The sequence below is a fragment of the Metabacillus dongyingensis genome, from assembly GCF_019933155.2.
GTDB lineage: Bacteria > Bacillota > Bacilli > Bacillales > Bacillaceae > Bacillus_P > Bacillus_P dongyingensis.
Genome location: NZ_CP082944.1, coordinates 3,648,079 through 3,668,198, shown reverse-complemented (window position 1 = coordinate 3,668,198; position 20,120 = coordinate 3,648,079). Strand labels below are relative to the sequence as shown.

20 protein-coding genes are annotated in these 20,120 nt (G+C 40.8%); 19 read left to right on the top strand and 1 reads right to left on the bottom strand.

From position 1 onward, the window contains the following. The first annotated feature begins 18 nt into the window (after positions 1-18). The 16 genes from recD2 to K8L98_RS18170 all read left to right on the top strand — a co-directional run bounded on the left by recD2 (position 19) and on the right by K8L98_RS18170 (position 17,233). The gene (gene recD2, locus K8L98_RS18245) at positions 19-2,394 is read left to right on the top strand and encodes an SF1B family DNA helicase RecD2 (protein WP_223436895.1); all 2,376 of its coding nucleotides are present in this window, start codon (positions 19-21) and stop codon (positions 2,392-2,394) included. Between the two features lie 2 nt (positions 2,395-2,396). Then, a complete protein-coding gene (locus tag K8L98_RS18240; RefSeq protein WP_223436893.1) occupies positions 2,397-2,897 on the top strand; it encodes a PRC-barrel domain-containing protein in 501 nt (166 codons plus the stop codon). Positions 2,898-2,911: 14 nt separating this feature from the next. Beyond that, complete coding sequence (locus K8L98_RS18235; RefSeq protein WP_070879785.1) at positions 2,912-3,103, top strand: hypothetical protein; 192 nt, start codon at positions 2,912-2,914, stop codon at positions 3,101-3,103. Between the two features lie 521 nt (positions 3,104-3,624). Continuing rightward, complete coding sequence (locus K8L98_RS18230) at positions 3,625-4,686, top strand: AI-2E family transporter (RefSeq protein WP_223436891.1); 1,062 nt, start codon at positions 3,625-3,627, stop codon at positions 4,684-4,686. A gap of 383 nt (positions 4,687-5,069) precedes the next feature. Then, complete coding sequence (alaS, locus tag K8L98_RS18225) at positions 5,070-7,703, top strand: alanine--tRNA ligase (protein ID WP_223436889.1); 2,634 nt, start codon at positions 5,070-5,072, stop codon at positions 7,701-7,703. A 156-nt stretch (positions 7,704-7,859) separates the two neighbouring features. After that, positions 7,860-8,126: an IreB family regulatory phosphoprotein gene (locus K8L98_RS18220; RefSeq protein ID WP_029279472.1), complete on the top strand. Its 267-nt coding sequence runs from the start codon at positions 7,860-7,862 to the stop codon at positions 8,124-8,126. Position 8,127: 1 nt separating this feature from the next. Next, complete coding sequence (gene ruvX / locus K8L98_RS18215; RefSeq protein ID WP_223436887.1) at positions 8,128-8,544, top strand: Holliday junction resolvase RuvX; 417 nt, start codon at positions 8,128-8,130, stop codon at positions 8,542-8,544. Between the two features lie 32 nt (positions 8,545-8,576). After that, positions 8,577-8,864, top strand: coding sequence for a DUF1292 domain-containing protein (locus K8L98_RS18210; protein WP_223436885.1), 288 nt, complete (start codon positions 8,577-8,579; stop codon positions 8,862-8,864). A 212-nt stretch (positions 8,865-9,076) separates the two neighbouring features. After that, entirely contained in the window at positions 9,077-10,204 is a 1,128-nt protein-coding gene (gene mltG / locus K8L98_RS18205) for an endolytic transglycosylase MltG (RefSeq protein ID WP_223436883.1), read from the top strand. Between the two features lie 182 nt (positions 10,205-10,386). Next, positions 10,387-11,049: an O-methyltransferase gene (locus K8L98_RS18200; protein ID WP_223436881.1), complete on the top strand. Its 663-nt coding sequence runs from the start codon at positions 10,387-10,389 to the stop codon at positions 11,047-11,049. Next, a complete protein-coding gene (locus K8L98_RS18195) occupies positions 11,042-11,971 on the top strand; it encodes a peptidase U32 family protein (protein ID WP_223436879.1) in 930 nt (309 codons plus the stop codon). The genes K8L98_RS18200 and K8L98_RS18195 overlap by 8 nt, the downstream gene beginning before the upstream one ends. A gap of 27 nt (positions 11,972-11,998) precedes the next feature. Then, the gene (locus K8L98_RS18190) at positions 11,999-13,267 is read left to right on the top strand and encodes a peptidase U32 family protein (RefSeq protein ID WP_223436877.1); all 1,269 of its coding nucleotides are present in this window, start codon (positions 11,999-12,001) and stop codon (positions 13,265-13,267) included. 2 nt (positions 13,268-13,269) lie between these two features. Then, complete coding sequence (gene udk / locus K8L98_RS18185) at positions 13,270-13,905, top strand: uridine kinase (protein ID WP_223436875.1); 636 nt, start codon at positions 13,270-13,272, stop codon at positions 13,903-13,905. 311 nt (positions 13,906-14,216) lie between these two features. Continuing rightward, a complete protein-coding gene (gene greA, locus K8L98_RS18180) occupies positions 14,217-14,690 on the top strand; it encodes a transcription elongation factor GreA (RefSeq protein WP_070879795.1) in 474 nt (157 codons plus the stop codon). A 57-nt stretch (positions 14,691-14,747) separates the two neighbouring features. Further along, positions 14,748-16,490: a peptidoglycan D,D-transpeptidase FtsI family protein gene (locus tag K8L98_RS18175; protein WP_223436873.1), complete on the top strand. Its 1,743-nt coding sequence runs from the start codon at positions 14,748-14,750 to the stop codon at positions 16,488-16,490. Positions 16,491-16,543: 53 nt separating this feature from the next. Further along, positions 16,544-17,233: a YrrS family protein gene (locus K8L98_RS18170; protein ID WP_223436871.1), complete on the top strand. Its 690-nt coding sequence runs from the start codon at positions 16,544-16,546 to the stop codon at positions 17,231-17,233. A 176-nt stretch (positions 17,234-17,409) separates the two neighbouring features. On the opposite strand, the gene K8L98_RS18165 is transcribed toward K8L98_RS18170, so the two are convergent. After that, positions 17,410-17,610: a DUF2536 family protein gene (locus tag K8L98_RS18165; protein WP_223436869.1), complete on the bottom strand. Its 201-nt coding sequence runs from the start codon at positions 17,608-17,610 to the stop codon at positions 17,410-17,412. Positions 17,611-17,781: 171 nt separating this feature from the next. Here K8L98_RS18165 and K8L98_RS18160 point away from each other — a divergent pair, with 171 nt between their 5' ends. Genes K8L98_RS18160 through K8L98_RS18150 form a run of 3 tightly spaced genes read left to right on the top strand, consistent with a single transcriptional unit; the run spans position 17,782 to position 20,119 of the window. Then, positions 17,782-18,423: a class I SAM-dependent methyltransferase gene (locus K8L98_RS18160; protein ID WP_223436866.1), complete on the top strand. Its 642-nt coding sequence runs from the start codon at positions 17,782-17,784 to the stop codon at positions 18,421-18,423. A 30-nt stretch (positions 18,424-18,453) separates the two neighbouring features. After that, positions 18,454-19,152 carry a 5'-methylthioadenosine/S-adenosylhomocysteine nucleosidase gene (gene mtnN, locus K8L98_RS18155; RefSeq protein WP_223443574.1) on the top strand — a complete coding sequence of 233 codons (699 nt, stop codon included), beginning with the start codon at positions 18,454-18,456 and terminating at the stop codon, positions 19,150-19,152. Positions 19,153-19,195: 43 nt separating this feature from the next. Then, positions 19,196-20,119 (top strand): PLP-dependent cysteine synthase family protein, encoded by a 924-nt coding sequence (locus tag K8L98_RS18150; RefSeq protein ID WP_223436864.1) that lies wholly within the window; start codon positions 19,196-19,198, stop codon positions 20,117-20,119. The last annotated feature ends 1 nt before the right edge of the window (position 20,120 follow it).

The following is a 20,120-nucleotide window of genomic DNA, read 5'->3' as shown; positions in this document are numbered from 1 at the left end:
TAAAGGGGAGGAGATCTTGTGCAGCAAAAGGCGGACCTGTTTCAAGAGCAGGAACGGTTTTTAAAAGGAAAGATCATCACGGTTATTTATCAGAATGACCAAAACCATTATACCGTCTTAAAGACGGAGGTTCTTGAAACGAGCGAAAATTATGATCAAAAAGAAATAACCGTGACAGGCTATTTTCCTCTTCTGCATGAAGATGAAACATATACATTCTTTGGGATGCTGACACAGCATCCCAAATTTGGCCAGCAATTTCAGGCTGAGCATTACCGGAAAGAAATTCCCAAAACGCGCGACGGTGTAATACAATACCTTTCAAGCGACCTGTTTAAAGGGATAGGCAGGAAAACAGCTGAAGCGATAGTGGATGTACTTGGAGAAGGCGCAATTTCGAAAATGATGGAAGATCCTTCTGTGCTTGATAAAGTGCCGAAGCTCGGCAAAGACAAAGCAAAACAGCTGCTTGATCAGCTGAAGGAGCATCAGGGTCTAGAGCAGGCCATGATTAGTTTAAATCAGCTTGGCTTCGGCCCTCAGCTTTCTATGAAAATTTACCAGGCCTATCAGGAAAGAACGATCCAAGTGATTCAGGAAAATCCTTTTCAGCTAGTTAAAGATATCGAGGGAATTGGCTTCGTGCGCGCTGATGAGCTTGGAGGACAAATGGGCCTCGGCGGAAACCATCCTGAGAGGATTAAAGCGGCTTGCTTTTATACAATTGAACATCTTTGCCTGCAAGAAGGCCATACATATGTTTCACTGGAGCAGTTAATTATAAAATCAATGGAATTGCTGAATTCATCGAAGAGTTCAGGAATCATTGAAACAGATATCTCAGAGCAAGTGATCAAACTTGCAGAAGATAAAGGAATTATTATTGAAGAAGACAGAGCTTATCTGCCGTCTCTGTTTTTTGCTGAACAGGGACTTGTGAAAAGTATCCAGCGTGTCCTTTTGCAGACAGAATATGAGAGCATTTTTCCTGAATCAGAGTTTTTGCTTTCACTCGGGAAACTGGAAGAGAGAATGAAAGTGCAGTACGCCCCGACTCAAAAAGAAGCCATCCAAACGGCTCTGATGTCTCCTATGCTTCTGCTTACGGGAGGACCTGGTACAGGCAAGACGACCGTTATAAAAGGGATTGTTGAGCTTTACGCAGATTTGCATGGCTGTTCTCTTGAGCAAAAAGACTATAAAAAAGAAGAGCCTTTTCCAATCTCATTAGTTGCTCCGACAGGACGGGCAGCAAAAAGAATGACAGAAGCAACAGGCCTGCCGGCTGTAACGATTCACCGGCTGTTAAAGTGGAACGGTGCAGAAGGATTTGACCACGGTGAGGATAACCCGATCGGTGCAAAACTGCTGATTGTTGATGAAATGTCGATGGTGGACACTTGGATTGCAAATCAGCTGTTTAAAGCTCTGCCTGAACATATTCAGGTCATAATGGTTGGAGATGAAGATCAGCTGCCCTCTGTAGGACCTGGTCAAGTACTGCGTGATTTGCTTGAGTCTGAGGCAGTTCCCGTCGTAAGACTTACGGATATTTATAGACAGGCAGAGGGTTCATCCATAATAGAGCTTGCACATGATATTAAAAAAGGAAGGCTGCCTGATAATCTGGCTGCACCTACTAAAGACAGATCCTTTATCCGGTGCAGCGGTGCACAAGTAAAAGAAGTGGTTGAGAAAGTCATATCAAACGCCATCAAAAAAGGATATACAGCCCGAGATGTTCAGGTGCTTGCTCCCATGTACCGCGGGCCTGCTGGCATAGATCAGCTTAATATTATGCTGCAGCAGCTGTTTAATCCTAAAGCTGAAAACAAAAGGGAAATGAAGTTCGGCGAGACTGTATACAGATCGGGTGACAAAGTTCTTCAGCTCGTTAATCAGCCTGAGAGCAATGTTTATAATGGCGATATTGGCGAGATTGTGTCCATTTTTTATGCAAAGGAAAACACTGAAAAAGAAGATATGATTGTCATCTCTTTTGATGGCAATGAGGTCACATATACAAAATCAGATTTCAATCAATTTACGCATGCTTTTTGCTGCTCGATCCACAAATCTCAGGGCAGCGAATTTCCGATTGTTGTTGTGCCTGTCGTCAAAAGCTATTACAGAATGCTTAGAAGAAACTTAATTTATACGGCCATTACAAGAAGCAAGCAGTTTTTAATCCTTTGCGGGGAACAAGATGCCCTTTTGCGGGGTATTGAAAACAGAGATCATTTAAGCCGGCAGACCTCTTTAAAAATGAAGCTTTCAGAAAAACAGCATATGATTGAAGAGCTTACAGAGGAGCTTCCTTTTGATCTTGCTGATGCCATGATCGGAATGGAAGGCATTACCCCGTATGACTTTATGGAAGACAACAAAATCTAAGAATGTTCGGAAAGGGGGAGTTTCTCCTGCGGACATTTACAGAGCTCAGAGGAATGCCGGTAGTAGATGTTGAAGACGGATCAATTGCTGGGTTTGTATCTGATGCTTGTTTTGATGCAAATGGCTCTTTTATAGGGCTGTTAATAAATGAAAAAGGGATATTCAGAAAAGGGCGCATCGTTCCGGCAGAGACGATTTGTACAATTGGCAAGGACGGGATTATGGTTAACGGCAGAAGCAGCCTGAAATCGATGTCTGAATTTAGAAAGGCTTATTTCCTGCAATCACACCGGAGGATCCAGTACAAAGCGGTCTATTCTACAGAAGGCGAGAAGCTTGGGCTTCTTGCTGATGTATACTTTTCTGAACAAGTGGGCACCATTGTAGCATATGAACTGACGGACGGATTCTTTGCAGATATGATGGAGGGAAAACGAAAGCTTGATCCTCCTGGGTCTTTAACCATTAGCAAAGATGCAATCGTCATGGATTTTATTCATTAGCGAGGTGCACCGCATTGTTAAAATGCCCGAATTGTAAAAGTAAGGATATTGGGAAGATTGGCGTGAATCAGTATTATTGCTGGGGCTGCTTTATTGAGCTGTCCATATCAAAGGGCCAAATCTTTACCCATCAAGTGGAAGAGGACGGTTCTTTAAGTTCTCTAGATGATCTTTTTACAGATGATGATCGGACAATCAGCATGTAGACATAATGAAGGAGGAACCAGCGATGAACCGCAAAATGTCCTCAATGCTTTCAGATCTGATTGGACGCATTCCGATGTCCAAACGTTCCATGAAAAAAATGCGAAAACGAATGATGAAAAGGTTTTAATGCCGTATCCCCTGCTGTGAATAAAGCAGGGGATTTTTCATTGTTTAAAAATAAAAATAAGCGTTTAGCGGCCCTTATCAATTCGCATTGTCCTGGAAAAAGCGCGTACAAGGCAGGTGAATGCAGCAAAAAAATCGTCTTCATCCATGAAAAAAGTGCATGATTGAATATCAACATAACTAGTAAATTCTCCATCCCCTACATTAAGGAATTTTTTGAATAGGTCTTTTATTTTTCATCTTGCCACACGAACCGACGCCGAAAAAGTCAAACCTGGACTTTTCCGCCGGTTTCTTATCTTCCTCAGGAGCAGAACTAGGCGATTTCGATATTAAAATTTCAATGCATATTTCGCCCTCTCCTCCCCAAACTAAAGATGAGGAGTGATGCATTTTGAAGGAACGCTATTTTAAATGGCTGATGCGAATCGGTATTTTTCTTTTATGTTTGTTATCTGTTTATCTATTTTTGAAGCTCCGTGTCCTTTGGGATCCTTTTTTTATTATCATCAAAGCTATCCTTCTTCCATTTTTGATCGCCGGGTTTATTACCTATTTGCTGCACCCGGTTATTGAGAAACTGCATTCCACCGGAGTTCCGCGCACACTCTCGATCTTAATTATCTACACTCTTTTCTTTGGCGGGATCGGATATGGCTTTTACAAGGGGATTCCAGTCATGATTGAACAGCTTAAGGATCTTTCTGAAAGCTTTCCGGTATTTGAGAAAAAATATCAGGGATGGCTGTCCACGATCCATAATCAGACTGACCGGTTTCCTGAAGAGGTTCACGCTAGAATTGAATCTGCTTTTCAAAATATAGAAGCCTGGTTTTCCTATTGGATTGACAGAATCTTAAATAGCATAGGAAGGGTTTTCGATTACGTATTAATTATCGCTCTCATTCCTTTTCTGGTATTCTATATGCTGAAGGATTATGAGCAAATTAAAAAAGCAGCCTGGTATTTAACTCCCAAGCGATGGAGACCTGAGGCAGTCATTTTTGTCCGGGATGTCGATCAGTCATTGGGAAGTTACATAAGAGGGCAGCTTCTTGTTTGTTTCATAATTGGTTTTCTGGCATTTATATCACTTTGGTTTTTCGATATTAAATATCCTTTAGTCATTGGCATTTTAATTGGAGTAACGAATGTCATTCCATACTTCGGACCGATTATTGGAGCCGTTCCGGCTGTCATTATAGCAGCATCCATGTCTCTTGATACTGTCCTGATTGTGATCATTATTATCTTTTCCCTGCAATTTATCGAGGGGAATATCCTTGGTCCTTTAATCGTTGGAAGAAGTCTTCACATGCATCCCATTGTCATTATGCTGGCCCTTCTGGCAGGAGGAGAAATTGCAGGGATTATCGGGATGATTTTAGCAGTTCCTGTATTAGCTGTTTTAAAAGTGACTTTGATGCATCTCGTACAATTGAGAAGACAGCATTGACATCGTCATATCCTATGAACTATAATTCTGCGTATACACTGCATATATTTTATAAAATCGATGAAGGAACGAGTACGTTTCAGACCATCTGAAAAGAGAGGAATTTCCAAGGCTGAGAGGAATTCCGGGATGAAGGGAAACAGAAGGCTATTCCAGAGTGCAGGCAAACCCTGCCGTCTTAACCCCGTTACGGTTGAATGAAGCTGATGGACATTAAGTCCATAATCAGGGTGGTACCGCGAGCAATCTCTCGTCCCTGTGAAAATCTCAATGATTTTCACAGGGACGGGAGTTTTTTATTTTGTTAAAAGGCTTTTTTAAGAAAGGTGTATGCAAGATACAGCTATCTTTATGTAAACAGCCGCAATAAAGGAGGAAAAAAGATGAAAAACCTAACTTCAGCACAAGTTCGTCAAATGTTTTTAGATTTCTTCAAGGAAAAAGGCCATGCAGTGGAACCAAGTGCTTCTCTGGTTCCTCATGAAGATCCGTCCCTGCTTTGGATCAACAGCGGCGTTGCGACATTGAAAAAATATTTCGATGGCCGTGTCATCCCGGCAAATCCAAGAATTTGCAATGCACAAAAATCAATCCGGACAAATGATATTGAAAATGTCGGCAAAACAGCCCGTCATCATACATTTTTTGAGATGCTTGGAAACTTTTCAATCGGTGATTATTTTAAAGTAGAAGCAATCGATTGGGCATGGGAATTCTTAACGAGTAAAGAGTGGATTGGCTTTGATCCAGAAAAACTGTCCGTTACCATTCATCCGGAAGATGATGAAGCTTTCTTAATCTGGAAAGATAAAATTGGTGTGCCTGAAGAGCGGATTATCCGTCTGGAAGGAAACTTCTGGGATATCGGCGAGGGACCAAGCGGACCGAATACAGAAATTTTCTATGACCGCGGCGAAGTTTATGGAAACGACCCTAAAGACCCTGAGTTATACCCAGGCGGAGAAAATGAGCGATACCTGGAAGTATGGAACCTCGTCTTCTCAGAGTTCAATCATAATTCAGACGGTACATATACCCCGCTGCCAAAGAAAAACATTGATACAGGAATGGGACTTGAGCGGATGGTATCTGTCATTCAGGATGTTCCGACCAACTTCGATACAGATTTGTTTATGCCGATCATCGAATCAACTGAAACGATTTCAGGCGAGAAATACGGCACTGATCATGAAAAAGATGAAGCCTTCAAGGTTGTAGCTGATCATATTCGCACGGTTACATTTGCTGTTGGAGATGGTGCCCTTCCATCAAACGAAGGACGCGGATACGTGTTGCGCCGTCTATTGCGCAGAGCAGTAAGATATGCAAAGAAACTCAATATCAACCGCCCGTTTATGTATGAGCTTGTACCGGTTGTAGGGGAAATTATGGTTGACTTCTACCCTGAGGTAAAAGCAAAAACAGAGTTTATTCAAAAAGTCATAAAAAATGAAGAAGAGCGCTTCCACGAAACCTTAAATGACGGATTGTCCATTTTGGCTGAAGTTGTAAACATGCAAAAAGCTAAAGGAAGCAGCATCATTCCTGGAACGGACGTTTTCCGTCTTTATGATACATACGGATTCCCTGTTGAACTTACAGAAGAGTATGCACAGGAAGAGCAAATGGAAATCGACCATGAAGGCTTCAAAAAAGAGATGGAAGGCCAGCGGGAGCGTGCACGTGCTGCTAGGCAGGATGTTGATTCTATGCAGGTGCAGGGCGGAGTACTTGGCGAAATTAAAGCCGACAGCACGTTCGTCGGATACACTCAGCTTACAGCGAAAGCTTCAGTGTCTGTTCTTCTGAAAGACGGGGAGCTGACAGACAATGCAATTGCTGGAGATGAAGTGCAGCTTATTTTAAATGAAACTCCTTTTTATGCTGAGAGCGGCGGTCAAATTGCGGATGAAGGCACAATTGAAAATGATGCAGTGAAATTGCAAGTAAAGCATGTACAAAAGGCTCCAAATGGACAAAACCTTCACACTGCAGTTGTGATCAGCGGCACAGTAAAAACAAATGATGAAGTAACTGCAGCTGTTAATGAAACAACTAGAAGTGCGGTCATTAAAAACCATACTGCGACACATCTCTTGCATCAGGCTCTTAAAGATGTTCTTGGTGGACATGTCAATCAGGCAGGGTCACTTGTAACATCTGAAAGACTCCGATTTGACTTTTCACATTTTGGTCAAGTGCAGCCAGAAGAGCTTGAACAGATTGAGCAAATTGTAAACGAGCAAATCTGGAAGAGCATCGGAGTCAATATCGAGCTTAAACCAATTGCTGAAGCGAAGGAAATGGGAGCTATGGCTCTTTTCGGCGAAAAATACGGAGATATTGTCAGAGTTGTTCAAGTAGGAGATTACAGCCTTGAACTGTGCGGAGGCTGCCATGTTGACAATACCGCTTCAATCGGCCTGTTTAAGATTGTAGCTGAAACAGGAATCGGTGCAGGCACACGCAGAATTGAAGCAGTTACCGGACAAGGCGCTTATCAGCTGATAAAAGACCAGCTATCCATTCTATCTGAGGTTTCATCAAAACTGAAATCAAATCCTAAAGATGCAGCAAGCCGTGTAGAAGCGCTACTCAGTGATGTTCGCTCTCTTCAAAGGGAAAATGAATCATTAACAGCTAAATTGGGTAATGTAGAAGCTGGAAGCTTATTGGGCAGCGCTGTACAAATTGATGGTGTAACCCTTCTTTCAAGCAAAGTAAATGCAAAAGACATGAATAGTCTGAGAACAATGGTCGATGAATTAAAGCAAAAATTAGGATCAGCCATTGTCATTCTTGGAGCAGCTCATGACGAAAAAGTAAGTCTTGCAGCAGGAATTACAAGCGATTTAGTCGAAAAGGGTTATCACTCAGGGAAATTAATTAAAGAGGTAGCTGTAAGATGCGGAGGAAGCGGAGGCGGCCGTCCTGATATGGCACAGGCTGGCGGCAAGGATCCTGAAAAACTTGAAGAAGCTTTGAAGTATGCATTAGAATGGGTTAAAACTATCTAATATAAGGATCAATGAATTTGTTGCTTTCTGGCGGAATTTCTCTAAAGATTTCACCAGAAAGTGAAATCCGTTTTATAATTTCAATAGTTAGTGTAGAATGGTAGTATGAATGGACAAGCAGATTCCACAGGTGAATCTGGGAAAGAGGTGCGAGTGATGAGTTCCTTTGATAAAACGATGAAGTTTAACTTTTCTGAGGAAGCAGTGGAAACAAATGTGAATGAAGTTCTGTTCACTGTATACGATGCTTTGAAAGAAAAAGGCTATAATCCGATTAACCAAATCGTTGGATACCTGCTCTCTGGAGATCCTGCATATATCCCCCGTCATCGCGATGCAAGAAATTTAATCCGCAAGCTTGAACGGGATGAACTCATTGAGGAATTGGTAAAATCGTACTTACACCATCATAGAGAGGATTAATATGCGAATTATTGGTTTGGATTTTGGCTCCAAAACCCTTGGAGTTGCTGTCAGCGATGAATTTGGCTGGACAGCACAGGGGCTTGAGACGATTAAAATTGATGAAGCCGGCGGTAACTTCGGGCTGGTGCGTCTCACGCAGATTGTGAATGAGCATCAAGCAGAAAAAATCGTTCTCGGATTCCCAAAGAACATGAATGGAACGGTTGGACCAAGAGGTGAAGCAAGCCAGTCATTTGCTTTAAAGCTTGAGAAAAAATTTGGGATTCCGGTTATACTATGGGATGAAAGATTGTCTACCATGGCGGCTGAACGAGTATTGATTTCAGCAGATGTCAGCAGAAAGAAAAGAAAAAAAGTAATTGATAAAATGGCTGCAGTGATGATTTTGCAAGGATACCTGGATAGCCTGAATTAAACTGACAGCAAACTATAGATGAGGTGACTGCAATGGAACACGGAGAAAAACAAATTACAGTAGTAGACGAAAATGGAAATGAACAGCTTTGTGAAATTCTTTTCACATTTGCATCTGAAGAATTTGGAAAATCATATGTGCTTTACTACCCTCTTGGCGAGCAGGATGATGAAGAGGAAATTGAAATTCATGCATCAAGCTTCGAACCGACAGCAGACGGGATAGACGGAGAATTAGCACCGATTGAAACAGAAGAAGAGTGGGATCTTGTAGAAGAGATGCTGAATACATTCCTTGATAACGAAGAGGAAGAAAAGTAAGAAACCGTCTTATGACGGTTTTTTTTTTTGCCTGAATAAGAAAATGTCAATCATCCGGAGATAATAGTTCTATGGTAGGATTGCCAAACATAGATCGATAATGTGAATTTTCTTTCTTAAAGTGACCTTTCCTTAAAAATATGCTGGAATTTGGCGAAAAAACAATGATTATGTAGTATAATCATTTTGATGAAAGGGGGACACATTTTATAATGTCAGAAGCTGATTCGAACAAACATTCCATCCAAAATAAACTCCTTGAAAAACAGCAGGAAGCTAAAGTCATCCGAAAAATCGTCCTTGTGATTTTTGTTGTTATAGTCATTTTAATGACAGGATTAATCGGTGGCGGCTATTTATATATAAAGTCTGCGCTGCAGCCTGTAGATGAAAAGGACAAAAATGCAATTAATGTAAACATTCCAATAGGATCATCCGTTTCCACAATTGCAGCAATTTTAGAAGAAAAGAAAATCATTAAGGATAAAAGAGTATTTAAATACTATGTGAAATTTAAAAATGAGTCAGGTTTTCAGGCGGGAAACTACAAATTAACACCCTCAATGGAAATCGAAGATATTGTGGCAAGTCTTAAATCCGGTAAAGTGATTACGGATGTTGTATTCCAAATTTCAGTTCCCGAGGGAATCCAAATAAGGGACATTGCTAAATCGATAGCCAAACATTCAGGGTTTACCGAAAAAGAAGTTCTCAGCAGGATGAATAATAAAGAGTTCATAGCTATGATGCAAAAGAAATATCCGGAAACCATAACGAAAGATATATATGGACAGCATATTAAATATCCTCTTGAAGGCTATTTTTATCCTGCGACATATCCTTTTTATGAAAAAAAGCCTTCCCTTGATTTTATTTTAGAAGAGATGATTAAAAAGACGCATACTGTTGTATTCCCTTATCTTCCTCAGCTTGAAGAGAAGAAATTATCGGTCCATCAATTTCTTACAATGGCATCTCTGATTGAAGAAGAAGCTACAAAATCAGTTGACCGGAATAAAATATCAAGTGTATTTTACAACCGGATTGAAAAGGAAATGCCCCTTCAGACAGATCCTACTGTGCTGTATGCACTTGGGGAACATAAGGACAGAGTGTATTATAAAGATCTTGAAGTGAAATCACCCTATAATACGTATAAGGTGAAAGGACTGCCTCCCGGACCAATTGCAAATCCCGGAGATCAATCCATGAAAGCGGCATTGGAGCCTGAAAAAACAGATTTTCTTTATTTCCTGGCAACAAAAAAAGGTGAAGTCATTTTCACAAAAACACTTGAAGAGCACAACAAAGCTAAAGCAGAGCATATTACCAATAAATAAAGAACAGAGGGGAACGTGAAAATATTCGCATTCCCTTTTCTGTTGTGGTAAAATATATCGAGTTGTGTAGAGAAAGATAAACAAAATAACAAATAATGACAAGAGTTCTCCGAAAGAACTCTTATTTTCATGACTTAAGACACACTTTAACGGTGAATACGCACCGTTTGAAGGAGAAGACAATGGAAAATGACACGATTTTATCATATATAGAGAGCCTTCTTCCTGATCAAGACGAAGCAGTCAGACAGATGGAGCAATACGCGCTTGAACACGCCGTTCCCATTATGGAAAAGACAGGAATAGAAGTTCTCATTAGTCTGCTTGTGCTGAAACAGCCAAAAAAGATTTTAGAAATCGGCACCGCAATCGGCTATTCTGCGATACGGATGTGCAAAGCGCTCCCTGAAACAGAAATCGTAACGGCTGAAAGAAATGCAGAGCGATTTAAGCAAGCAGCCATAAATATTGAAGCAAATGCGTTAGCAGACCGAATTACGGTTCTGCAGGGAGATGCATTGGAGCTTAAAGAACAAATAGAAGAAAAAGGTCCTTATGACGTGATTTTTATTGATGCAGCAAAGGGTCAGTATATGCGGTTCTTTGAAATGTACGAACCAATGCTTTCAGATAACGGCTGCATAATTACAGACAACGTTTTATTCAAAGGATTAGTTGCATCTGAAGAAGAAGATATGTCCTTTCATCGGAGACGGCGCGCGCTTTTAAGAAAAATAAGGACATACAATGAATGGCTGATGTCAAACAAAGCCTATCACACAGCGATTTTCCCGGTTGGTGATGGAATGGCTGTAAGTATAAAACGAGGTGAAAAAGATGAATAAACCAGAATTAATTGTTACACCGACAAAAGTTGAAGATATTCTCCCTCTTGCTGAAGCAGGAGCTACTGCGGTAGTTATTGGAGAACAGCATTACGGCCTGCGTCTTGCAGGAGAATTTAACCGAGATCAAATGAAAGAAGCTACAGCTCTTGCTCATACAAAAAACATTAAAGTATATGCTGCAATGAATGCTATTTTTCATAATGAGAAAATTGAAGAATTGTATGATTACCTTCGGTTCTTAAGCGAGATTAAAGTCGATGCGGTCGTCTTTGGTGATCCGGCTGTTTTAATGGCTGCAAGAGAAGCAGCTCCTGAAATGAAGCTTCATTGGAATACAGAAACGACAGCAACCAACTGGTATACGTGCAATTACTGGGGCAGAAAAGGCGCTAAACGCGCTGTTTTAGCACGGGAATTAAGCATGGAATCGATTATTGAAACAAAAGAAAATGCAGAAGTGGAGATTGAAGTGCAGGTTCATGGCATGACATGCATGTTCCAATCAAAACGCTCCCTGATCGGAAACTACTATGAATACCAAGGAAAAGCTATGAAAATTGAGAGCATCCAAGATGAAAAAACGATGTTCCTCCATGATAAAGAGCGCAGCAATAAGTACCCGATTTATGAAGATGCAAACGGCACCCACATCATGAGTCCAAACGATATGTGCATTATTGATGAGCTTTCAGATATGATTGATGGCGGAATTGACTCGTTTAAAATCGATGGTGTCCTGCAGACATCTGAGTATTTGATTGAGGTTACAAAAAAATACCGCCAAGCTATTGATTTATGTATTGAGGACCGTGAACAGTATGAAGATGTAAAAGATCAGCTGCTTGCGGACATAGAAGAAATTCAGCCTGAAAACCGGCCTTTAGATACAGGGTTTTTCTTTAAGGAAACAGTTTACTGAAAAATATGAAATGAAGGAGGAAATAGGATGGTAACTGTTAAAGATAACATCTCACAAATTATTGACGGCAAACGCGTCATTACGAAAAAACCTGAATTGCTGGCCCCAGCCGGAAATTTAGAAAAGCTTAAAATTGCCGTTCATTACGGGGCTGACGCTGTTTTTATCGGCGGAAAAGAATTTGGCCTGCGCTCAAATGCAGACAACTTTTCACAAGAAGAAATGGCTGAAGGTGTTCAATTTGCAAACAAGTATGGCGCAAGAATTTATGTAACGACAAACATTTTTGCACATAATGAAAACATGGACGGTCTTGAAGAATATTTAATGGGTCTGCAGGATGCAGGAGTAGCAGGCATCATTGTAGCCGATCCGATGATTATTGAGACATGCCGCAAAGTAGCGCCAAAGCTTGAGGTTCACCTAAGCACCCAGCAATCTCTTTCAAACTGGAAAGCTGTTCAGTTCTGGAAAGAGGAAGGTCTCGAGCGCGTGGTGCTTGCCCGCGAAACGAGCGCTGAAGAAATTAAAGAAATGAAAGAAAAAGTGGATATCGAAATTGAAACGTTCATCCATGGTGCAATGTGCATTGCCTATTCCGGACGCTGTGTACTCAGCAACCATATGACTGCAAGGGATTCAAACCGCGGAGGCTGCTGTCAGTCATGCCGCTGGGATTATGATCTTTATAAACTTGCTGATAACGGTGAAGAAGCTTTGTTTGGCGCGGATGATGCGGCATTTGCGATGAGCCCGAAAGATTTAAATTTAATTCAATCCATTCCAAAAATGATTGAGCTTGGCATCGACAGCCTGAAAATTGAAGGGCGCATGAAATCCATTCACTACGTAGCAACAGTTGTCAGTGTGTATCGCAAGGTCATTGACGCATACTGTGCGGATCCTGAGAACTTCGTCATTCAAAAAGAGTGGCTTGAAGAGCTTGATAAATGTGCCAATCGTGACACTGCGCCAGCATTCTTTGAAGGTGTTCCAGGTACGGAGGAGCAAATGTTTGGAGTTCATGGAAAGAAAACGACTTTTGACTTTGCAGGACTTGTCCTTGATTACAACGAGGAAACAGGTATGGTTACCCTTCAGCAGCGCAATTTCTTCAAACCAGGGGATGAAGTCGAATTCTTTGGTCCTGAAATTTCGAACTTTACGCAAACCATTGATAAACTATGGGACGAAGAAGGCAATGAGCTTGATGCAGCCCGTCATCCACTGCAAATTGTGAAGTTTAAAGCGAATCAAAAAGTCTTCCCAAATAACATGATGCGAAAGGGGAAGTGATTATGGGGGAAAAGCCCATAGTAATCGGAGTTGCCGGCGGCTCCGGCTCAGGTAAAACAAGCGTTACAAAATCCATTTACGAGCATTTCAAAGGACATTCCATTCTGATGCTTGAACAGGATTTCTATTATAAGGATCAAAGTCACTTACCCTACGAAGAGAGACTGAATACAAATTATGATCATCCGCTTGCTTTTGATAACACGCTTTTAATTGAGCACATTAAACAGCTTCTGAATTACGAAGCTATTGAGAAGCCTGTATATGATTATAAGCTTCATACTCGTTCAGAGGATGTTATCTTAGTAGAACCTAAAGATGTGATTATTCTTGAAGGCATCTTGGTCCTAGAAGACGAGAGACTCCGCAACTTGATGGATATGAAGCTTTATGTAGATACAGATGCAGACATCCGCATTATCAGAAGAATGCTCCGTGATATTAAAGAACGCGGAAGAACAATTGATTCAGTGATTGAGCAGTATGTTTCGGTTGTAAGGCCGATGCACAATCAGTTCATTGAGCCTACTAAGCGTTATGCGGATATCATCATACCAGAAGGCGGTCAAAATCACGTAGCGATTGACCTTATGGTTACAAAAATTCAAACAATTCTTGAACTAAATGCAATTTTGTAATAACATAGCATAGATAAAGATTACTGTGACCATATTATGTATAGGCTGTTAAAGTTTCTCAGGGTTCATCATTGACTGAGTAAAAATTCTCATTTAAAGTAAACTTGAGCATTGTATGCTCTATGAGGAAAGCAAGCCGCAGGCTTGCTTTTAAGCTACATTAAAGGCTATTCCTCACAAGATCACCTGAAAAGTTCAGCATATGCATATTGCAGTGTGAGGGCATAAAGTTTTGCCCTCCCCATTATCACAGTGCATTTTTTACATACCTAATTTTTTTGGGGGACAGTTATACTAGAAGGAGTGAGATCATGGCACAAGAAAAAGTATTTCCTATGACAACTGAAGGTAAAGAAAAGCTTGAGCAGGAATTGGAATATTTAAAATCCGTTAAGCGTAAAGAAGTAGTTGAAAGAATCAAGATTGCCCGCAGCTTTGGGGATCTTTCAGAAAACTCCGAATATGATTCAGCGAAAGAAGAGCAGGCTTTTGTTGAAGGACGAGTGACTACGCTTGAGAACATGATCCGCAATGCGAAGATCATTGTAGAAGATGCCGATACAAATGTTGTAACACTTGGAAAAACCATTTCATTTGTTGAACTTCCAAATGGCGATGAAGAAACATATACAATCGTAGGAAGCGCTGAAGCAGATCCATTTGAAGGAAAAATCTCAAATGATTCTCCGATTGCAAAGAGCCTGATGGGCCGTCAAGTTGGAGATGAAGTCAATGTGCAGACTCCTGGCGGAGAAATGCATGTGAAAATTACAAACGTTAAATAATATAGGTTTAATAAAAAAACACCTCGTCGACACTAATTACAGACGAGGTGTTTTTCTATGAAAACAAGAAAAAGAATGAAAATAATTGCGATTTGCATTTTTTTATCTATGCTTGCTTTAATTTTGAGACTTGCAGATATCCAGATGATTCACACAGAATCTTTTACAGACAGAAACATAAATTTGATTGAGGAAAGCGTCGGTCAGCGGACACAGGAAGTCATGATTGATGATGGACGAGGTCGTTTTGCAGATAGAAATGGAAGCCCTCTTGGACACGAACAGGAGGCCAAGCTTGTATTGTTTCCGTTTCTGAATAAGATTGACTGGCCAATCAGTAAACTATCAGCAATTGTCAATGTTCCAGGTTTCAAAGTGGAGAGATTATTAGAAGAAGCGGATAAACCGCTGCTCTTAGGATCAAAAGAAGGGTTCGAGCTGAATGAATCCGCCATAAAAGAAATCAATGATTTGGAGATCCCAGGTGTATTTGCCATTTATCAGCAAACAAAAAAGAAAGGGCAGGCAGCAGATCATTATATCGGTATAACTGGGGAAAATGCTGAAGTGCTTAGAGAAAAATATCCCGAAAAGAAAAATTTATCTTCGAAAACTCAGATTGGGATTACAGGACTCGAAAAAGCATTTGATGAATTTCTGCTTCCAGACGCCGAAACGAAACTAATGTACCACGTTGACGGGGACGGAAATCCGCTGTTTGGCATTAATGTTAAATATATTGCTGATGCTAATCCCTTTTATCCTGTAAGTGTTAAAACAACGATAGACAGTTCTATGCAGGATATGACGAATCATGTTATGAACCGGTATAACGTGAAAAAAGGGGGAATCGTGCTGCTGGATGCAGAGACAAGCGAAGTACTTGCCATGGTCAGCAAACCTGAAATGAACCGATCTGAGCATGAAACCTATGCGAATCTGATGCTCACTCCAATTGCACCCGGTTCAGTGTTTAAAACAGTCATTGCTGCAGCTGGGATTGAAAACGGAATTGATAAGAACAGAATATATGACTGCAGTCTGAATATGTACGGTGAACCTGATGAAGAAAACGATAAAGGCAATTTAAATTTAGAAAGAAGTTTTGCTCAAAGCTGCAACTATACATTTACATCAATAGCTAACGAGTTAATGGAAAAAGACCCAGATACAATAGATGAATATGCCGGAAAACTGGGATTAACCGAAAAAGCAGGCTGGAGCGGCCCGGTTTATCATTATGAAGATTTTAAGCAATTTCCTGAAGAGAAAAGTCCGCATTTATGGGGAGATAAGACGGACAAAACTGCAGAACGGGCAATTGCTCAAACAGCAATCGGACAAAAAAATGTCCGGGTCACACCGCTGTCAGTGGCTAACATGATGGCTGCAATTGCTCGGGGCGGCGAAAAAAAACAGGTGAAAATTGCAGATAGTATCTTATATAAAAATGGCACTACCATGTTTAAGTTTCCGGATAAAGAACCGGAAAGCGACAATATTTCACCCTATACAGCTGCAAAGCTTCAGCACCTGCTTCGATTAGTCGTAACTGATCAAGAAGGGACCGGCAGAAGGTTTCAAAGCTTGCCATTTGAGGTATCAGGTAAATCCGGGACTGCAGAAACAGGAAAGGGTACAGTACATAAATGGTTCGCAGGATTTTTCCCTTCACATCAGCCTAAATATGCCTTGGTTGTAGTAGAACTTGATACACATAGTGCCCAATCTTCAGCAAATAGTATTTTTTATGACATGGCAAATGAATTGGCCCGGCTAGAAAATGCTGCTACTAGATAGAAATTCATTCTAATGATAGAATAAAACAGAATGTAAAGGGATAAAGGAGTGTAATGCACTTGAGCAAACTAAGTAAAGGATCACGTTTTGAAAATCGTGATAAGCGCCGAAAAGCAAATGTTGTCCTGAACATTTTAATTGGCATCGTCGTCATCCTTATTCTTGTTATTGGATCGCAGCTGATGCTTGGCGGAGATGACAGTGAACAGGCGTCAAAAGATACGGAAGAAGAAACGGGTTCAAATCAAATCGAAAACGAAAAAAATAAAGAAGAAAAAGATAAAGAACAAACAGCGAAAGAAGACGCTGAAGCAGATCAAGACGGCAGCGAAGAAGAGGATGCCGCAAAAGAAGAAGAGAATGCTGAAGAACAGCCTGAAGAATCAGAAGCCGGGGAAGAAGTGGTCACAGAAGGAGATCCAAACTCCAATGTTGATCAGATTATAGAAAATCCGGGCTGGAAACCAGTAGGCACTTCACAATCTGGAACTCATACTGCTCAGTATGACAAGAATTCACAGGACTGGGCTGAAATGATTAAAGCGATGAGCTATGCTACCGGCTTAAGTGAATCAGATATGACAATCTGGTTTATCGGCAATAACGGAAGTCCAAATGATGCCAAAGGAACCATTTCATCCAAGGATAAAACACAGAACTACAAAGTAGAAATTACCTGGGTGGAAAATGAGGGCTGGAAGCCAGTTAAAGTGGAAAAATTAAAGCAAACAGAAACAAGGTAATGTAAAAAGGTGATACCCGGTTTATACGGATATCACCTTTTTTTGCGTTTTAATGTCTAGCTCCATAGCCCAGCTCCCCAGCCAGATCAAATCGGGCAAAAAAGACAAACCCGGACTTTTCTGCGGGATCATTATCTTCCCTGCCTGAGCTATACAGGCGCTTGCACTTGTCTCATTTATTTAGCTTTAAAATGCACAGCAGCACTATAGAACCTTCTGCCTTCCTCTGTCACATGCATTTGATGCGCAACAGAATGAAGCTCAAGCAAAATAGCTTTATTAACCTCAATTTGCTCATTGATCTTTCTTTCTAAATCTGTAATTTTCTCTGCCTCAAAAAATTCTACTTTATCTTTTATAAACTCCAATTTAAACATTAGGCAATCCTCCATTCTTATGCCCTATTATTTTACCAAAGTAACCGATGGAAAGTCTTTTCATTGCTTTAATGAAAAGGATTATGGTAAATTAAGAACAGTTCAATTTTTAATTCATAGTATACAGATAGGAATTATTAAATTTACAGCATATAATGGAGTGTGGCATAAATGGGCAGAGAATTTGTAGAGTTATTTGAGGATTGGGCACATTCGTATGATTCAACTGTCGGTGGACATGATGAAGAATATAAAGAAGTTTTTGCAGGCTATGATCAAATTCTAAAAGCTGTCACACAGCTATCTGGAAAAACGATTCTTGAATTTGGTGTAGGTACCGGTAATTTAACGAATGAGCTTTTGAATACAGGGAAAATAGTATATGGAATTGAACCATCGAAAACAATGCGTGAAAAGGCTGCAGAAAAGCTTGGCAGCGCAGTGCAAATCAGCGACGGAGATTTTTTGACATTTCCGGTTCCTGAGAAACAGATTGAAACGATTGTGAGCACATATGCTTTTCATCATTTAACAGATGAAGAAAAGGAGAAAGCTGTCCGAATCTATGGCAGTCTTCTTGGAAAAGGTGGTAAAATAGTTTTTGCTGACACTGTTTTTACCGATCAGAAGGCGCATCAAGCCATGATCGAAAAATCGAAAAAGCAGCATTTCTTAAACTTGGCAAAGGACCTTGAAACAGAATATTACCCAACACATTCTGTCATGCGCCGTATTTTTGAAAGCAACTCTTTTGAAGTTACCTTTACACAAATGAATGAATTTGTCTGGTTAATGGAAGCAGTGAAACAATAATTCGCCTTTTGGAAAGGATTTGACTAAATGATGAAAGCAGCAATTATCGGAGCAATGGAAGAGGAAGTATCTATATTAAGAGAACAGCTTGAAAATCCTTCTTCAGAAACAATTGCAGGCAGTGAATTTACAACAGGAACATACAAAGGAATTGATGTGATTTTATTAAAATCAGGGATCGGAAAGGTAAACGCGGCAGTGAGCACAACCCTTTTACTTGACCGATATAAGCCTGATTATGTAATCAATACAGGATCAGCAGGAGGTTTTCATCAATCATTGAATGTAGGGGATGTAGTCATTTCTTCTGAAGTGAGACACCATGATGTTGATGTTACAGCATTCAATTACGAATACGGGCAGGTGCCGGGAATGCCGCCAGCCTTTTTGCCGGATCCAAGGCTGGTTGAAATTGCAGCCCAACAGGCAGAAGGGCAAACAGGCATTCAAGTTGTAAAAGGACTGATTGCAACGGGTGACTCATTTATGAATGATCCGGAAAAAGTGGCATATATCCGCACTAAATTTGACAGCCTTTATGCAGTAGAAATGGAAGCAGCAGCTATTGCTCAAGTATCGCATCAATTTGGTGTACCTTTTGTCATTATTAGATCATTATCCGATATTGCCGGCAAAGAATCGGATGTTTCATTTGAGCAGTATCTTGATACAGCTGCAAAGAACTCTGCACAGCTGGTTTTAAGTATTGTGAGTGCTTTAAAAAGCTAATAGACGGGGTGATCCCTCTTTTTAATTCTTGGGAGTGAATAAAATGAAAGTTGTAAAGGGCATTGAAGAACTTATTGGGCATACACCGCTGATGGAGATTACACAATTTGAACTGCCTGCAGGAGTGCGCCTTTTTGCAAAACTTGAGTTTTTTAACCCTGGCGGCAGCATTAAAGACCGTCTTGGAGTTGAATTGATAGATGAAGCGATTAAAACCGGCAAAATAAGAGAGGGCGGAACCATTATCGAGCCTACAGCAGGCAATACCGGAATCGGTCTTGCCCTTGCTGCGATTCACCGCAAAGTCAATGTGGTCGTGTGCGTTCCTGAGAAATTCAGCATGGAAAAGCAGGATATTATGCGGGCACTTGGAGCAAAGGTGGTCAATACTCCAACCGGTGAAGGAATTAAGGGAGCTATTAAAAAAGCACAGGAACTTCTTGAAGAGATCCCTGGTTCTTATTGTCCGCAGCAATTTGCCAATCCTGTGAATCCCCTTACTTATTACAAAACGCTCGGTCCCGAGCTTTGGGAGCAGCTGGGCGGCCGCATTGATATTTTTGTGGCCGGTGCGGGCACAGGCGGTACCTTCATGGGCACAGCCCAATATTTAAAAGAAAAGAACGAAAATATCAGGACTGCCATCGTTGAGCCAGAAGGCTCCATCTTAAATGGCGGTGAACCCGGCCCGCATAAAACAGAAGGAATAGGCATGGAATTTCTGCCTGGTTATATGGACGAGTCATATTTTAATAGCATTCATACCGTTTTAGATATAGATGCGTTTAACCGTGTAAAGGAGCTTGCTATAAAAGAAGGTCTTTTAGTCGGGAGCTCATCAGGAGCAGCCCTTCACGCAGCACTGATAGAGGCAGAAAAAGCTAAACCGGGAACAAACATTGTAACCATTTTCGCTGACAGCAGTGAACGTTACTTAAGCAAAAAAATTTATGAAGGAGGAATATAGG

What these genes read in the sequence shown, in the direction of transcription:
- K8L98_RS18240 (WP_223436893.1), top strand. Translation starts at nt 2,397, where the DNA reads ATGTTCGGAAAGGGGGAGTTTCTCCTGCGGACATTTACAGAGCTCAGA.
- alaS (WP_223436889.1), top strand. Translation starts at nt 5,070, where the DNA reads ATGAAAAACCTAACTTCAGCACAAGTTCGTCAAATGTTTTTAGATTTC.
- K8L98_RS18220 (WP_029279472.1), top strand. Translation starts at nt 7,860, where the DNA reads ATGAGTTCCTTTGATAAAACGATGAAGTTTAACTTTTCTGAGGAAGCA.
- ruvX (WP_223436887.1), top strand. Translation starts at nt 8,128, where the DNA reads ATGCGAATTATTGGTTTGGATTTTGGCTCCAAAACCCTTGGAGTTGCT.
- K8L98_RS18210 (WP_223436885.1), top strand. Translation starts at nt 8,577, where the DNA reads ATGGAACACGGAGAAAAACAAATTACAGTAGTAGACGAAAATGGAAAT.
- mltG (WP_223436883.1), top strand. Translation starts at nt 9,077, where the DNA reads ATGTCAGAAGCTGATTCGAACAAACATTCCATCCAAAATAAACTCCTT.
- K8L98_RS18200 (WP_223436881.1), top strand. Translation starts at nt 10,387, where the DNA reads ATGGAAAATGACACGATTTTATCATATATAGAGAGCCTTCTTCCTGAT.
- K8L98_RS18195 (WP_223436879.1), top strand. Translation starts at nt 11,042, where the DNA reads ATGAATAAACCAGAATTAATTGTTACACCGACAAAAGTTGAAGATATT.
- K8L98_RS18190 (WP_223436877.1), top strand. Translation starts at nt 11,999, where the DNA reads ATGGTAACTGTTAAAGATAACATCTCACAAATTATTGACGGCAAACGC.
- udk (WP_223436875.1), top strand. Translation starts at nt 13,270, where the DNA reads ATGGGGGAAAAGCCCATAGTAATCGGAGTTGCCGGCGGCTCCGGCTCA.
- greA (WP_070879795.1), top strand. Translation starts at nt 14,217, where the DNA reads ATGGCACAAGAAAAAGTATTTCCTATGACAACTGAAGGTAAAGAAAAG.
- K8L98_RS18175 (WP_223436873.1), top strand. Translation starts at nt 14,748, where the DNA reads ATGAAAACAAGAAAAAGAATGAAAATAATTGCGATTTGCATTTTTTTA.
- K8L98_RS18170 (WP_223436871.1), top strand. Translation starts at nt 16,544, where the DNA reads ATGCACTTGAGCAAACTAAGTAAAGGATCACGTTTTGAAAATCGTGAT.
- K8L98_RS18165 (WP_223436869.1), bottom strand. Translation starts at nt 17,610, where the DNA reads ATGTTTAAATTGGAGTTTATAAAAGATAAAGTAGAATTTTTTGAGGCA.
- K8L98_RS18160 (WP_223436866.1), top strand. Translation starts at nt 17,782, where the DNA reads ATGGGCAGAGAATTTGTAGAGTTATTTGAGGATTGGGCACATTCGTAT.
- mtnN (WP_223443574.1), top strand. Translation starts at nt 18,454, where the DNA reads ATGAAAGCAGCAATTATCGGAGCAATGGAAGAGGAAGTATCTATATTA.
- K8L98_RS18150 (WP_223436864.1), top strand. Translation starts at nt 19,196, where the DNA reads ATGAAAGTTGTAAAGGGCATTGAAGAACTTATTGGGCATACACCGCTG.